Source organism: Streptomyces sp. NBC_01445, from assembly GCF_035918235.1.
In the GTDB taxonomy this organism is placed as follows: domain Bacteria; phylum Actinomycetota; class Actinomycetes; order Streptomycetales; family Streptomycetaceae; genus Streptomyces.
Map to the genome: position 1 here is coordinate 521291 of NZ_CP109486.1, position 13694 is coordinate 534984.

At 67.0% G+C, this 13694-nt stretch carries 15 protein-coding genes and 2 pseudogenes; 7 read left to right on the forward strand and 10 right to left on the reverse strand.

Annotation, left to right across the window (positions count from 1 at the left end):
• Positions 1-354: 354 nt before the first annotated feature.
• Positions 355-786 carry an IS200/IS605 family transposase gene (gene tnpA / locus OG574_RS50580; protein WP_326779114.1) on the reverse strand — a complete coding sequence of 144 codons (432 nt, stop codon included), beginning with the start codon at positions 784-786 and terminating at the stop codon, positions 355-357.
• A 26-nt stretch (positions 787-812) separates the two neighbouring features.
• On the opposite strand from tnpA, the gene OG574_RS50585 reads away from it, so the two are divergent.
• The gene (locus OG574_RS50585; RefSeq protein ID WP_326779115.1) at positions 813-2132 is read left to right on the forward strand and encodes an RNA-guided endonuclease InsQ/TnpB family protein; all 1320 of its coding nucleotides are present in this window, start codon (positions 813-815) and stop codon (positions 2130-2132) included.
• Between the two features lie 102 nt (positions 2133-2234).
• Here OG574_RS50585 and OG574_RS50590 read toward each other — a convergent pair whose 3' ends face one another.
• From OG574_RS50590 to OG574_RS50610, 5 genes are read right to left on the reverse strand one after another with little or no spacing between them, the layout of a single operon-like run.
• A complete protein-coding gene (locus tag OG574_RS50590; RefSeq protein WP_326779116.1) occupies positions 2235-2621 on the reverse strand; it encodes a hypothetical protein in 387 nt (128 codons plus the stop codon).
• Positions 2618-2890 carry a hypothetical protein gene (locus OG574_RS50595; RefSeq protein WP_326779117.1) on the reverse strand — a complete coding sequence of 91 codons (273 nt, stop codon included), beginning with the start codon at positions 2888-2890 and terminating at the stop codon, positions 2618-2620. The genes OG574_RS50590 and OG574_RS50595 overlap by 4 nt, the downstream gene beginning before the upstream one ends.
• Positions 2799-3305: a helix-turn-helix domain-containing protein gene (locus OG574_RS50600; RefSeq protein WP_326779118.1), complete on the reverse strand. Its 507-nt coding sequence runs from the start codon at positions 3303-3305 to the stop codon at positions 2799-2801. The genes OG574_RS50595 and OG574_RS50600 overlap by 92 nt, the downstream gene beginning before the upstream one ends.
• An 18-nt stretch (positions 3306-3323) precedes the next feature.
• On the reverse strand, positions 3324-3572 hold the full coding sequence (locus tag OG574_RS50605) for a type II toxin-antitoxin system RelE/ParE family toxin (protein ID WP_326779119.1): 249 nt from the start codon (positions 3570-3572) through the stop codon (positions 3324-3326).
• Entirely contained in the window at positions 3569-3838 is a 270-nt protein-coding gene (locus OG574_RS50610) for a type II toxin-antitoxin system Phd/YefM family antitoxin (protein WP_326779120.1), read from the reverse strand. The genes OG574_RS50605 and OG574_RS50610 overlap by 4 nt, the downstream gene beginning before the upstream one ends.
• Before the next feature lie 359 nt (positions 3839-4197).
• On the opposite strand from OG574_RS50610, the gene OG574_RS50615 reads away from it, so the two are divergent.
• On the forward strand, positions 4198-4947 hold the full coding sequence (locus OG574_RS50615; RefSeq protein WP_326779121.1) for a hypothetical protein: 750 nt from the start codon (positions 4198-4200) through the stop codon (positions 4945-4947).
• A 235-nt stretch (positions 4948-5182) separates the two neighbouring features.
• Here the strand turns inward: OG574_RS50615 and OG574_RS50620 are convergent, their stop codons facing one another.
• Positions 5183-5920: a hypothetical protein gene (locus OG574_RS50620; RefSeq protein WP_326779122.1), complete on the reverse strand. Its 738-nt coding sequence runs from the start codon at positions 5918-5920 to the stop codon at positions 5183-5185.
• Positions 5921-6124: 204 nt separating this feature from the next.
• Positions 6125-6361: pseudogene (locus tag OG574_RS50625) on the reverse strand (zinc ribbon domain-containing protein); the annotation flags it as partial.
• Positions 6362-6839: 478 nt separating this feature from the next.
• Between OG574_RS50625 and OG574_RS50630 the strand changes: the two are divergent.
• Positions 6840-7202 carry an SsgA family sporulation/cell division regulator gene (locus OG574_RS50630; RefSeq protein ID WP_326779123.1) on the forward strand — a complete coding sequence of 121 codons (363 nt, stop codon included), beginning with the start codon at positions 6840-6842 and terminating at the stop codon, positions 7200-7202.
• 682 nt (positions 7203-7884) lie between these two features.
• Here the strand turns inward: OG574_RS50630 and OG574_RS50635 are convergent.
• Positions 7885-8226 (reverse strand): ankyrin repeat domain-containing protein, encoded by a 342-nt coding sequence (locus OG574_RS50635; RefSeq protein WP_326779124.1) that lies wholly within the window; start codon positions 8224-8226, stop codon positions 7885-7887.
• A gap of 185 nt (positions 8227-8411) precedes the next feature.
• Entirely contained in the window at positions 8412-8939 is a 528-nt protein-coding gene (locus OG574_RS50640) for a TetR/AcrR family transcriptional regulator (RefSeq protein ID WP_326779125.1), read from the reverse strand.
• 191 nt (positions 8940-9130) lie between these two features.
• Here OG574_RS50640 and OG574_RS50645 point away from each other — a divergent pair, with 191 nt between their 5' ends.
• From OG574_RS50645 to OG574_RS50660, 4 genes and pseudogenes are all read left to right on the forward strand, one after another.
• Positions 9131-9553: an ester cyclase gene (locus OG574_RS50645; RefSeq protein WP_326778976.1), complete on the forward strand. Its 423-nt coding sequence runs from the start codon at positions 9131-9133 to the stop codon at positions 9551-9553.
• 86 nt (positions 9554-9639) lie between these two features.
• Positions 9640-10683: pseudogene (locus OG574_RS50650) on the forward strand (IS701 family transposase); the annotation flags it as partial.
• A gap of 382 nt (positions 10684-11065) precedes the next feature.
• A complete protein-coding gene (locus tag OG574_RS50655) occupies positions 11066-12283 on the forward strand; it encodes an IS701 family transposase (protein WP_326779469.1) in 1218 nt (405 codons plus the stop codon).
• A gap of 462 nt (positions 12284-12745) precedes the next feature.
• Positions 12746-13441 carry a class I SAM-dependent methyltransferase gene (locus tag OG574_RS50660; RefSeq protein ID WP_326779126.1) on the forward strand — a complete coding sequence of 232 codons (696 nt, stop codon included), beginning with the start codon at positions 12746-12748 and terminating at the stop codon, positions 13439-13441.
• Positions 13442-13694 lie beyond the last annotated feature (253 nt).

Here is a 13694-nt window from a genome sequence, read left to right on the forward strand (position 1 = left end):
GGAGAAGTGGCTGGTCACCCGCACACGGGAGCGTCATAGTGCGCGCGGTCGTCCAGGAAGCCCAGTGGACGCGCCTGGGCGAGCCCTCCGTGGAATGGGCCGTCGACTACACGTTCAAGACGACCCTCTGGGAGCAGTAGCTGCCGCCCCGGTCAGTCCGCCTCCGCACACCAGACATGCTCCAGAAGCTGCACGTATAGCCGCAGCCATGGTTCGGCCACCGGCGGGCACTTCGACCACGTCCGCGTCATCTACCTCTGATCTTGGCCAGTGCTCCGCCGTTTACGGCGGGGGTGAAGGCCATCTCAGGGCTGCTCTGACCCGCGCGGTTCGCACGGGTCTGCGGTGTTGTTCTCAGCCGGTGGGGCGTTGCTGGTTCTCGATGTACTGCTTGACGACGGTCAGCGGTGCGCCGCCGCAGGATCCGGCGAAGTAGGAGCCGGACCAGAAGTGTCCGCCCCACAGGTAGCGGCGCACGTGTGCGCTGTGTTCCTGGCGGAGCCTGCGGGAGGAGACGCCCTTGAGGGAGTTGACCAGTTTGGAGAGCTGGACCTTGGGCGGGTAGTGCACAAGCAGGTGGACGTGATCCTGTTCGCCGTTGAACTGCTTCAGGTCGGCTTCGAAGTCGGTGCAGACGTCGCGCATGATCTCCTCGGTGCGCGTCAGCATGGCGTCGGTGAGTGCCTTACGCCGATACTTGGTGACGAACACCAAGTGGACGTGAAGGTTGTAGACGACGTGACGGCCGGTGCGTACGTCAGGATTCGGGTCCCATCGTGGTGACATAAGCCAACTGTAGTAGGGTGATTGTCATGGGCGAACTCGTGTGGGAGAAGCGGCAGTTGGGGCATCGCGCCCGGCTGGCGCTGACGCCTGCACAGGTCCGGCTCATGGATGACCAGGCGCACGCGGCACGCGCGATGTGGAATCAGCTCCACGACCTGTGGCGGATGACGCCGAAGTGTCAGCGCGCTCTGACGCGCATGGATCAGGCGTTGCGGCAGGCCCGCAAGGAGATCGACTGGTACGCGGTGCTGCCCGCGCAGGCCGCGCAGGCGGTCCTCAAGACGTACTTCCAGGCGTGGCGGAACTGCTGGGACGGGCGTGCGGACGAGCCGAACTTCAAGGCCCGCTTCCGCACGGCATTGTCGGTGGACATCCCGCAGGGCCGGGATTTGCAGATCAAGCGGGTGCACCGCCGGTGGGGCCTGGTCAACATCCCCAAGGTGGGCCGTGTCTGCTTCCGCTGGACCAAGGACCTCCCGGTCGGCAAGCACGCCAACAAGGAGAACCGGATCACCGGGGCACGGCTGGTCAAAGACGGACTCGGCTGGCACATCGCCTTCCGCGTCCAGACTCTTGAGGTCAAGCCCGAACCGCACACCGGACTGGAGGTCGGCATCGACGCCGGGGTGAACCTGCCCCTCGCGCTGTCCGACGGCAGCCACCAAGACCACGGACGGCCGCCCCGGCTCCCGGACGGCACCGCCGACCGGGACAAGTGGCTGAACCCGGACGAGAAAGCCAGACTGCTTCGCCTGGAACAGCGGGCCGCGCACCGCAAGTCCTTCCGCAAGCCGAAAGAGCGCAGCTCGAACCGGCTACACCGCACCTACGACCAGATCAAGCAGCTCCGCGCAAGAGCCACGCGCCGAGCCATTGACTGGCAGCACCAGGCCACCACCGCTATCGCCGAGCAGTACGGCACGGTCGTGGTGGAACAGCTCAACATCACGAACATGGTCAAGTCCGCCAAGGGCACTACCGACCAGCCGGGGAAGAACGTCGCGCAGAAGTCCGGTCTGAACCGCTCCATCAGCCAGGAGGCATGGGGTCGCACCGTGACGATGCTGACGTACAAAACTGCCCGCAACGGCGGCACCCTCGCCAAGGTTCCCGCCCCGAACACCTCCCTGCGCTGCTCCGCCTGCGGTTTCATCACGCCCGGCAGCCGGGAAGACCAGGCCACGTTCGTATGCAAGAACCCCGACTGCGGATGGTCCGGCAACGCCGACTGGAACGCAGCCCGGAACATCTTGCACCTGTACCGGATGGGCCACGCGCTCGTCCCGGCTGCCGGGAGGGCAGTCGTCAGGCGCACCCGTGGCGCCAAGCCCGCCGCCGCAAGGTAGGCAGGAATCTCCTTCCTGAGCTTGCGAAGGGAGGAGAGCACTTCAAAAGGACTGAGCGTCGCGTAGTGCGCTCGCCGCGGCACCCCCACATCCTTGTCGGGCCTACGAGTTGAGGTCCATTACCGGCGCACCGAGGCCCTCGTAGTCCGAGGGGGCGATGGTGGCGACAAGCGCACCGTCGGGACGGTCCAGGGTAGGACGTGCGGCGTGCACTGCGGCTGCCACGCCGAACGGGACGTTGCGGCGGTGCAGGTCGGCGATGGCGTGGGCGGCCTCGTAGTCGGTGTCCAAGGTGTGCAGCACGTCGAGGATGCCGAGGTAGTCGACGATCCCGGTCCGTTCCCGCTCTGCTTCCAGCGCGGACACGATCGGCACCCACAGCCGCACGGTGGGATCACCGGCTGCGACATGAACGAGCCCGGAGACCTGCTTGTGTCCGCCCAGGGCGAGGAGGGTGGCACTGTCCAGGATGTAGTGCTCGACGATCACGCTGCCTTGCCCCGCACCCGCGACTGGTGGGCGGCCTGCGCCTGACGCATTCGCCCACGCAGCGCACCGGCATCATCCTCGCTGACCCGATGGCCGAACTCCGAGACCAGGAATGCGTCCGTGCGCTCGGCCCGTTCCTGCAGCTGCGCGGGCGTGAGCGCAGTCGCGGCGAACTCCTCAATCAACGCCCGCATCGACATGTTGCGGGCCTCGGCCAAGGCCGCAAGCTTGTCCCGAGTCTCGGCACCGATCTTGATCGTCGTATCCATACCGCGAGTATACCGGAGTGAATACCTCGGGGCTGGCGTGCTTCGACTCTCGGCGTGCGACGGGGCCAAGCCACGATCCGTAGGAGAGGAATGAGTTCGGCAGGCGACGGTGCGCGGCCTCGAGCATGTCCAAGCGACGCACCGTGGCCACCTGCGCAATGACGAACGGCATGGCTGGTTCGCGCCCTTGCTCGATCTTGCTGATGATCGACACGGAGAGTCCGGCCAAGTCGGCGAGCTGGGCCTGCGTCAGATGACGGGCGCGCCGCAGACGCGCTATGCGCACACCGGTGTGGTCTTGGGAATGAGCATGCACACTGGGCTCCGTTCTGGCTCGACGCCAGAACCGCACCTGCGGACCGGCTACCCAAGTACGTGAACCGGACTGGTGCGCACGGCAGGTGACTCCGTTCACACCAGTCCGCGTTGGTGCTTATGCCGTGAATCCGACGTGCTCGATGTGGAGGGCGCCGTTCGCGTCGTCGATGCGGTAGAGGAGACGCCGGCGGCCGACGCGCAGACGGCGGTGGCTGGTCCCCCACGGAGTGCTGCCCGCCGCTTTCGGGTCCTCGGCGAGCATGTCGCTTGCCGCGAACACCTCATCAAGCGTGTCGGGGCGTCCCTCCAGGAAACGCACCGTGGCGTCGACTGCAGACGGCTCCCAGGTGACAGTCCAGCTCACCGGGCGGCACCGCGCTCAGCGGCCTGCCAGAACAGAGCGCGGGCATCGGTGTCGGCGACAGGTGCGAGCTGCGCCCCGAGCGCGCGGTCGCGTTCGAGGCGGGCCACGGCCAGGGCGTCCTCCATGTCTTCCAGCTCGGCCGGGGAAATGAGGACGGCAGCGGGCTGGCCGCGGTCGGTGAGGATCACACGTTCGTGCTGGGCAGCGCGGCGGACGAGCTCTCCGAGCTGGCCCCGCGCCTCAGTGATCGGATATGAAGCCGTCATGCATCTACATTACACCTAGTGCACACTATGTGAGGGTGGCTCCGCACCGCCGGCCACGCCCGGATCATGCACAGACACCCTCCCGAACGGGCCGCTTGCGGGCTCCGCCGCGGGGCGCACGTAGACCTTCCGAGGCCGGCGGAGCCCTACAACCCGGCGGCCTGCCTCCTGGACCCCCTCATCCGTCGCCCCTTTCTCGCGGGCTCGGAAAGCCAAACACGAACCCGTGAGACCTACCGGCGGACTACTTGCGCCCCTGTGTCCCGCTCGACCTTCGCCGTTTTCGCAAGGTCGCCCGGGTGGGTGGGACTGCTGGCGTTCGGCTCCTGGATGCTGGGCATGGGCCGTAGGGTGCGGCTGTGGATGAGTTGCTTGTTGCGCGGGTGCGGCTCCTTGATCAGCAGGGTCGGTCGGTGAAAGCGATCGCCAGGGCGCTGAGGATGAGTGCCGGAGACGTTGTCGAGGTGCTGAATGACGCGGTCGCGGCCTCGGGGCCGGGTCGCGGCGAGCCTCGATGCTGGGTGAACGCCGGCTGGAGCCGCAGTGTGGATCTTGAGAGTGCGCCGCAGTGGGCGGGCCTTGATCCCGGAGCTTGCGACGCGGAGGAAGTGCGCGGCCTGGTCGCGGTACTCGTCGCCGCGGACAGCACGCGCTCCACGAAGGCGCAGGTCGGGGGGTTCCTGCTGGACGTGTGGTGTCTGGGGGTGAAGAACGCGCTCGCCCCGGAGCCGATGAGTGAGAGTCGGCTGGCCGGGCACCGGGGGCTCTACTTCAGCGCCTACGAGGGGCATGTGCAGGTTCCGGCCGACCTCGCCCGCGCTCTGGTGTTCGGGGCCGCCGCCTACGCGCGCGGCTTCGGGTTCGAACCCGAGGGGGGGCTCGCTGAGGAGTTCACGGAGGCCGCCGCGCTGCTCGGCGAACCTGCGGACCCCGGCCCGATCGGCTTTGGCCGGGACGGCAAGCCCTTCTTCGTCAACGGCCCCTATGACGATCCCGAGGCGGTGCTGCGGACGCTGCGGCGCGCGGTCGGCGACGACGGATTCCACTTCGAGGTCGCCTTTCCCGAGCAGCCGTCGCGGGGGCGTCGCTTGTTCGGGCCGCGCTGGTAGCGGTCGGTGCGCGGGAGCCGAACAGCGGTTCCCACCCGGGCGGGTGACGGGCCTGCTGTTCACGCCCGTGGGGGGGCCGAAGCGATGGCAGCATCGGCGTTGTGGCGACCGCACCCGGGGAGGGGAAGCCATGCCCGCGAGTCCGATGCTGCCGGCGTCGCTGCTGGCGGTGCCGGGGAAGCTGCGCGTGTTCACCGCGCCGGGGCTGCTGCTGTCCGTACTGCGGACGTTGCTGCTATCCGTACTGCGGAGGTTGCTGCTGTCCGTACTGCGGAGGTTGCTGCTGTCCGTACTGCGGAGGTTGCTGCTGTCCGTACTGCTGGTGCTGCGGTGCGCCGTGCGGGGGCTGGGCCTGGCCGCCGTACCCGGGCGCCTGCTGTGCGTACTGGTGCAGTGACTGGCCCACCTGCGGCTGGGAGCCCGGCGGCAGGTGGAAGACCTGGCCGGGGGCGGGCTCGTGGCGTACGAAGCCCGCAGCCTGGAGGTACGCGCCGGCCTTCTTGTGGCGCAGGAAGTTGATCCATATGCCGACGCCGGCCAGGACGGCCATGCCGCACCCATAGCCGAGGGCGAGGCCTGGAGAGCTGCCCAGGAAGGTGAGCGAGCGCAGGAACGCCAGGAGAACGATCACCCCGATGACCGGCAGCCGCTTCAGCAGCGCGGCCTTGCTGCTCAGGTCGAACAGCACGCGCTTCTTGTTGAGTTCCAACGTCTGCGGCGGGATCCCGGGCATCTGCGGCGCGTACGGCCAGCACTGCGCGGCGCGTGCCTGCGCCTGCGGGCTCGGGTCGGGGGTGAAGAGCAGTTTGATGGAGAAGATCTCCTGCCGGGCTCCGGCGTACTGATAGCCGAAGAGCTCGGCGGTGGACACCAGCGTCGCGAGCCGCTTCATCATCGACATCTTGGTCGTGAACTCGAACGGCATGCCTCTGCGCATGTGGTCGAACAACTGGACCGTCTGGCGATCTGCCATGCGTCTTCCGTCCCCGTCTTGGCGCGCCCGGCAATGCCGCACGCCGCCGCTGTGGCAAACATTCAGGAGGGGCAGCTTAGCCAGCCATGCTGTCCAGGCCACCCCCTCCCCTTCTGGAAGGGTCAACTTGACCCGGCCCTGAAGGGCCGGGCTTGGAGGTAGCGTCCAACTGGCTGCTGGGTGGGCTCCTCCGTCCAGTCACCCTTATGGGGTGGCAGGGACGCGTGACTCACGCCCCGCAGTCCACACAGCCTCGCCCTTGCGGGCGATGTTGTGGGAAGCGTTTTGGTCTGCGTGGGCAACGACCCCGCAGTTCCGGCAGGTGAAGAGGGCCTGGCTTGCCCGGTTCTTCTTGTCGATGTGGCCGCACTCGCAGCACTGCTGCGAGGTGTAGGCGGGATCGACGAAGACCACGGGGACGCCGGCCCTGCGGGCGGCATAACGGGGCCTGCCGTGAACCCCACGACCGGACTGCCGTAACCGCACCGTCCGCCACCGCCGGGTAGGCGTTGAGCGGCGCGGTGCTACGCACCGCGCCGGCAGCGCACCGCAGTTGGCATGACGCACCCTCGCCAAGGCAGAGCCAGTGCGTCGACGCGCGGCATCCACGCACCGGATCGCTCTGCCGTCGTGCCCGAGTTCACACGTCGTTGGGGATGCGACTGTGAGGTGGTGTGTGAACCTTTCCGAACACGTTGCGAAGGGTTGGCGCCCAACCCGGCCGGTGTCGAGGACATGCCCGGCTGCATGGCTAGGTTCGATCGTCGAGACGTACGTGCGATGACGCACGAGTCATCGGCGTGCAGCCGCAACAGGGAAGAGGGCGGCCAGGGTGAGTCCTGACAGTGACAGACAACTCGAGGGCATCACACCGGGGTTCGTCACCCTATCCGGCGGCGAACGCGAACGGTGCGACATCATGCTCAGGTACTCCACCGACGACCCGCTCGTCGTCGGCCTGATCGTGTCCCGGCCCGGGCACGGCAGCACCGACTGGGTCATCTCGCGGGACCTGCTGTCCGCCGGCCTCACCGGTACAGCGGGCATAGGACACATCACCGTGGAACCCGTGGCCGAACAGAGCGCGCCGCTCAGGGTCCTGCTGCGAATCCGCAACAAGGTGGGCGAGGCCCGCATCCACATCGACCACCAGGCGCTGCTGCTCTACCTGCAGCGCAGCCACGCCATGATGCCGTTCGGCAGCGAGGCACAGACGAGACAGGCCGACACGGAACTCGACCAACTCCTCGACGAGGATCAGGACCCGCCCGTCGCGCGGTAACCGAACCGCCTCAACCTTCACGCCGACCGACAGCACCGCCACGACCGCGATCACCAGAAACAGCAAACCCTCCAAACGGAGCGCACCGGGGACGAATCATTTTCAGGCAACTATCCCCAGAGCCCACTCGTCCGACAACCGTCACGCAGCATGCTGCCCACGGAACGTGAACCACGACTCGTGAACGCCGAAACCCGCCGCGACAAACTCACCCCCGAACAACGCGCCGCGCTCGCGGAGCTCGGCATGGAATGGGCGTAGGCGCGCCTGCTGGCCGCTGGAGCCGGCCGGAGACACCAACGCACAGCCAGACACGGGGCGCACGACCCGGGATCTCGTGCTGTCGCCGTCAGTGCTCCAGCGCGGGAAGGCCGACTCGACCGTGTCGGTGAGGGCGCTGTCGGCCTCGATGACGGTCTCGATGCCGTCCGAGCCCGCGTCGAGCACGTCTTCGCCCGGATGAAGACCTGGGCTCCTCCGCAACAGCCGCCTCAAAGGCGACGGAGTCCGCCATGCCATGCTCGGCATCGCCCGATGCACAACCTCGCCCTCGCCGGATAGGTCAGCCGGCTGCCACACGACGGAGCACGCCCCAGGCGACTCGGAGATCATCAACTTTGAAGACCCCCGCTACTGTTCCACAGAGCTCGCTGTGCTGGTCCGGCGAGGCGCAACTCAATCATCAAGTTCGCAGGTAACGTGCCAGCAGCCGTTGAGCCATCTCGTGGTCATAAAAGGTGGCCATCTCGAGTGGCGTATCCGTACCAGGCGTAGTCAACTCCGGATCCGCTCCGTAGGCGAGCAAAATCGCGGTCAGTGCCGAGTTCATCGGCTCCCTTGACTGCGCTGCGGAGTCTCCTTCGAGCTCAATGGCATGCGCTAGAAGGGTCTGACCGCAACAGACCTCGTTAGGGTCGACGCCTGCGTCGAGGAGCCTCGACAACTCCTCGAAATTGCTAGCTTCAACTGCCTGGTGCGCGGGCGTCCAGGGATTTTCAACCATTACGTCCTCTACCGGATTCAACAGCCGCTCCCCAGTGATCTCAATAATTCGCGGAGGAGCGATGCGCGACGTTTACCTACCGGAAGTAAACCCGAGGCTTAGTACTCCAGTCGTAGATCGTGATCTTCATGCCCGAGTGGCTCGCAGTAGGGTCCAGAGCGCGTGTTTCGAGGACGCGGCGGAAGTCGGCGTCGTGCTTGCCGCTTTCAGCGGATGCTGTCGGCCGGTGTCGAGCGAGTGTCCGTGCCCTGTCTGACCAGGACGACCAGTCGCTCTGCTTGAGTGGCGTCGGTGGTGGTCAAGGCGATCCCGTTGGCCAGGGCAAGTAGTTCCGATGCGTTGAGGTCGGCGCGGACAGCACCGGCGCTTTGCGCCCGAGTCAGCAGTGCGGACGCGGCTGTGTGCATCGACTGGTGCCAGCGGTCGAACAGCGCCGATCGCTGACCGGTGCGGTCATCAGTGATCGACAGCGCCAGTTCCCGCTTGGCTGCCACGTGTGCGATGAAATCTTGAAGCCAGGCGAAGAGGGCGTCGCCGGGAGGATCCTCGGCCAGTAGGGACTGGCTCCGGGCGCAGAGCTCGGCCACTTCCTCGGAGTAGACGGCGATGATCAGTTCGCGACGCGTCGGGAAGTGCCGATACATGGTGGCGTTGCCGACGCCGGCCCGGCGGGCGATGTCGTCAAGCGGGGCGTCGACGCCGTGGTCGTGGAAGACGTCTCTGGCCGCGGCCACGAGCAGGTCGTAGTTGCGCTGGGCGTCCGCGCGACGACGACGCTGGGGTTCCGAACGCGGCGCAGGTCCGGCGCTTTGCGATGGCATGACCCTCCTTGTTAATCGGGGACTTCCCCGGTTACGGTAGCCGAACGCGGCAAACGGGGAGCTCCCCACTTGCTGCCTCGTATTCCCACCAGAGGAGATGCCGCATGCCGCAGGGGACAAAAGACACCGCGCACCCAGGACCGGGAGAGATTCACCGGCGCATCGTCGAGAGCTACGCGCAGATCCTGGAAGGCCGGCTCGAAGACGCCCTGGAACTGATCGACCCCGAAGTCGTCGACCACCGGGGAGGCACCCAAGGCGATCACCCGGGACGCGAAGCCTGGCGACAGAAGTGGGAGCGGATGAGCGCGGGCAGCGCGTTCCACGACGTCTCCGTGACGATTGAGCAGAACGTCGTCTCCGGCGACACCTCCGTCAACCGGTACACCAGCAGGGGCACCCACACAGACTCCGGCCGACGCTACGAAGTCCTCAGCATGGACATGGTCCGCGTCCGCAACGGCCGAATCGTCGAGCACTGGGCCCTGCGCGACGCCGATGCGATGCGCGACCAGTTGGGCCTGTGAAAGAACCTCCTGTCTCTGGCGGCCAACTGGTGACCGCCGGGCCCAACGGGAACCTCGCCCGCTGGCAGGAGGCGTTCGACAACCTCATGGGCCGGGTCGCGGGTCGGTTCGCCCGGGTCGAACCCCGGCGCCGGATGAGGAAGTTGGTGCTGGGACTGCTGTCCGACCTGCCGCGCAAGAACTGCTGGACCATCGCCGAGTGGGCCGGCGACACGACCCCGGACGGCATGCAGCACCTGCTGGGCAGGGCCAAGTGGGATGCCGATCAGGTCCGCGACGACGTACGCAGCTACGCGGTGGAGCACCTGCGCGACGACCAGGCGGTACTGGTCGTGGACGAGACCGGCGACGTGAAGAAGGGCACTGGCACGGTCGGCGTCCAGCGCCAGTACACCGGTACTGCCGGCCGGATCGAAAACTCCCAAGTCGCCGTCTACCTGGTCTACGCAGGTCAGCGCGGCCACGCCGCAGTGGACCGGGAACTCTACGTGCCGCGCTCCTGGACCTCCGACCCCGACCGCTGCCGCGCCGCGGGCCTTGCCGAGGACACCACCTTCGCCACCAAGCCGGAACTGGCCACTCGTATGGTCGCCCGGTTCCTGGACGCCGGCCACCAGGCCGCATGGATTGCCGGCGACGAGGTCTACGGCGGCAACCCGAAGCTGCGAACCGCACTGGAGGAACGCGGCACCGGGTACGTCCTCGCCGTGGCCTGCTCGCACGAAGTCACCACCGGTGCAGGGAAGTTCCGTGCGGACACCCTGGTCAAGAAGGTGCCCAAACGGGCCTGGCAGAAGATCTCCGCAGGGGCCGGGGCCAAGGGCCACCGTTTCTACGACTGGGCAGTCATCGACCTCGCCGACCCTCGCCCCGGGAGTCGGCAGCTGCTGATCCGCCGCAACCGCAGCACCGGCGAACTCGCCTACTACCGCTGCTACTCGCCCGCACCTGCGCCACTGACCGTGCTGGTCAGAGTCGCTGGATCAAGATGGCGAGTGGAGGAGTTCTTCCAGTCCGGCAAGGGCCTGGCCGCACTCGACGAGCACCAGGTCCGCTGCTATGCATCCTGGTCCCGCTGGGTCACCCTCGCCATGCTCGCGCACGCCTTCCTCGCCGTCGTACGCGCAGACGAGCACACCCGCCCCGCACCCGATGCCCTCATTCCGCTCACCTGCAACGAGATCCAGCGCCTGTTCATCACCCTCATTGTCCGACCCGTCCACGATGCCGCCCACCGGCTTGGTTGATCCGACTGGCGGCGCCGCCACCAGGCCCGATCCCAGGCCAGCCACTACCGGCAACAAGCCACTCAGGCACGAAGATCACGATCTACGACTGGAGTATTAGTACTCCAGCCGGACTTCTCCATTAGCGCTGGTCAGCGGCTTGGGTGTGGGGAGTGTAGCGGGGTGGGATGGGGTGCGGGGCGGTCTTGGCGGACCGTCCCGCGATCGTGTGGCCACGCCGCATGTAGTGACAGTGGATCGAGCAGTCGTAGCCGTGATCAATGATGTGCCCACGAGTGCCTGGGGCCATGAACTCGAGAACTTGTTCCTGCGGGCCGGAGCCTGCTTCGCCCGGATCGAACCCCGACGCCGGATGCGGGACTACGTGCGCGGTCTGCTGGGTCCGGTAGGTCGCAAGAACGGCTGGCAACTCGCCGAGTACGCCGGCCATGCCACCCCGGACGGGCTCCAGCACCTCCTGTCCCACAGCCGCTGGGACGCCGACCGTCTCCGCGACGACCTGCAGTTTTATGCGGCGGAGCAACTTGGTGCATCAGACGGTGTGTTGATCATCGATGACACCGGCTTTATCAAGAAGGGCACCACCTCGGCCGGGGTGCAACGGCAATATTCCGGAACGGCGGGCCGCACCGAGAACTGCCAGATCGGTGTCTTCGCCGCCTACGCCACCACCCGCGGTCACGCGCTGGTCGACCGCGAGCTCTACCTGCCCAAGTCCTGGGCCGAGGACCGTGAGCGCTGCCGAGCGGCCCGGATCCCCGACGAGCGTGGCTTCACCACCAAGAACGACCTCGCCCGCTCCATGATCCTGCGGGCCATGGGCTCCCCTCTGGTCTTTTCCTGGGTCACCGCGGACTCCGCTTACGGACAGGACTCCCGCTTCCGCCGTTTCCTGGAAGACGCCGGCTTGTCCTATGTCGTGGCGGTGCCCGAGTCCCAGCAGGTCCACGGCCCCCGCATCGACTACCTCGTCGGCCAGGCCCCGCCCGAAGCGTGGCAACGTCTGTCCTGCGGAGACGGCGCCAAGGGACTACGGTTTTACGACTGGGCGGCGGCCCGGCTGCCGGCCGTCTGGGAGTTCGACGGCGACGAGCCCACGCGGCAACGCTGGATGCTCGCCCGCCGCAGCATCACCAGACCCGAAGAGATCGCCTACTACCTGGCCAGTGCCCCTTTGGACGCCACTGTTGCCGACCTGGTCCGCATCGCGGGCTGCCGCTGGAAGATCGAGGAGTGCTTCCAGAGCGCGAAGAACGAGTGCGGCCTGGACCAGTACGAAGTCCGTCGCTACGTCGGTTGGTACCGGCACATCACCCTCGTCATGCTCGCGCACACCTTCCTCGCGGCCATGGCCGTCCGGGAACGCGAAAAGGGGGTGACACGGCCAACACACCCGACCTCGTGGACCTCACACCGGCAGAAATCCGCCGTCTGCTGGCAGTTGAACCCCGCCGCCGTCCTGCACGACGCGATCACGCAGTGAGGTGGTCGCACTGGAGACGCCGCCACCAAGCACGCGCCCGACACTGTCACTACATGCGGCGTGGTCACACGTTCGCGGGACGGTCCGCCAAGACCGCCCCGCATCCTGCCCCACCTCACTACACTCCCCACTCCCAAGCCGTTGACCAGCGGTAATGGAGAAGTGCGGCTGGAGTATTAGGGCCGGTCTTTGGTCCGGGGTTCTGTCCCCGTCCCCCCGGGAGATTCCGGCCGTCAGGACGGGAGTCCGTTCTCCCCGAGGTCGGCGGCAGCCGCGCTCAGGAAGGCGTGGTACGCCGTGCGTGCTCGCTTCTCCAAGAGATCAAGATCGGGCTTCTCCGGGTCGAGCCCCCCGCCGCTGTCAGGAGTTGGAGACCCAAGGCCGAGGCAGCCGTTGACGGGACGGGCCCTGGTTTGCACAAATCCGCTCGCTGTTGGCAGCCACCGGCGCGATGCTGTCACGATGCCTGCAGAGCACGCTTACCACGACGAACTCGGCGACCACTTCGCGAAGAACGCCGACACCAGCCCCTACAACGCGCACACCGACCGGCCCGCGATGCTCGCCCTTGCGGGGGACGTTGCCGGGCTGAAGATTCTCGATGTCGGCTGCGGGGCCGGGCATTACGCGGCCGAACTCCTGGCGGGTGGTGCCGAGGTAGTGGGAATCGACGGCAGCGCAACTCTGCTGAGTCACGCGCGGGAGCGATTGGGCGACCGGGCCGAACTGCGCATGCACGACGCGGAGAAGCCACTGGACTTCATCGACGACGCCTCGTTCGACGGCGTCGTGTGCGCATTGATGCTCCACCACATCACCGACCGGCCGCGTCTCCTGGGCGAGCTACGACGCGTCCTGCGTCCTGGAGGGTGGCTGCTGGTCTCGACGACCCACCCGACGGCTGACTGGAGGAAATTCGGTGGTTCGTACTACGCCGACGACTGGGTTGACCTCCCGCTCGCCGGGGGGCCGTTGGCAGTCCACTACCAGCGCATGCCGCTGGAAACGTTCCTGAACGAGCTGCTGGCCGCCGGATTCATGCTTGAGAAACTCATCGAGCCTCGCCCTATGCCTGGCCTGCGAGAACTCGACGAAACGGCCTACAACAAGCTCCATCAGGCTCCGTGCTTCCTTGCGGTCAGGCTCCTGCGGCCCTGACCAACGCAGGGTCGACCGCCCCCACCACCGAGCCCCACCCCCGCCCGATGGGATGCTGACCGGCAGCCGAGCCAAGACCCGAGTCCTACTACCTCACCACTGCGAAACCCCAGGTCAAAACCACAATCTGAGGTCTCTACCGCACCCGGGGCGCTTCAGAGTGACGACTGGTCCTCTTCCGAGGCAGCCCTGGAAGACGGAGCCGGCCCCTCGTGGTCACCAGAGGGACGCTGCCTGTTCGCTGTGACAAGAA

Excerpts from the sequence above, each read along its gene's own strand:
- OG574_RS50585 (WP_326779115.1), top strand. The coding sequence starts at position 813 with ATGGGCGAACTCGTGTGGGAGAAGCGGCAGTTGGGGCATCGCGCCCGG.
- OG574_RS50595 (WP_326779117.1), bottom strand. The coding sequence starts at position 2,890 with ATGGATACGACGATCAAGATCGGTGCCGAGACTCGGGACAAGCTTGCG.
- OG574_RS50620 (WP_326779122.1), bottom strand. The coding sequence starts at position 5,920 with ATGGCAGATCGCCAGACGGTCCAGTTGTTCGACCACATGCGCAGAGGC.
- OG574_RS50660 (WP_326779126.1), top strand. The coding sequence starts at position 12,746 with ATGCCTGCAGAGCACGCTTACCACGACGAACTCGGCGACCACTTCGCG.
- tnpA (WP_326779114.1), bottom strand. The coding sequence starts at position 786 with ATGTCACCACGATGGGACCCGAATCCTGACGTACGCACCGGCCGTCAC.
- OG574_RS50610 (WP_326779120.1), bottom strand. The coding sequence starts at position 3,838 with ATGACGGCTTCATATCCGATCACTGAGGCGCGGGGCCAGCTCGGAGAG.
- OG574_RS50645 (WP_326778976.1), top strand. The coding sequence starts at position 9,131 with ATGCCGCAGGGGACAAAAGACACCGCGCACCCAGGACCGGGAGAGATT.
- OG574_RS50630 (WP_326779123.1), top strand. The coding sequence starts at position 6,840 with ATGCTCAGGTACTCCACCGACGACCCGCTCGTCGTCGGCCTGATCGTG.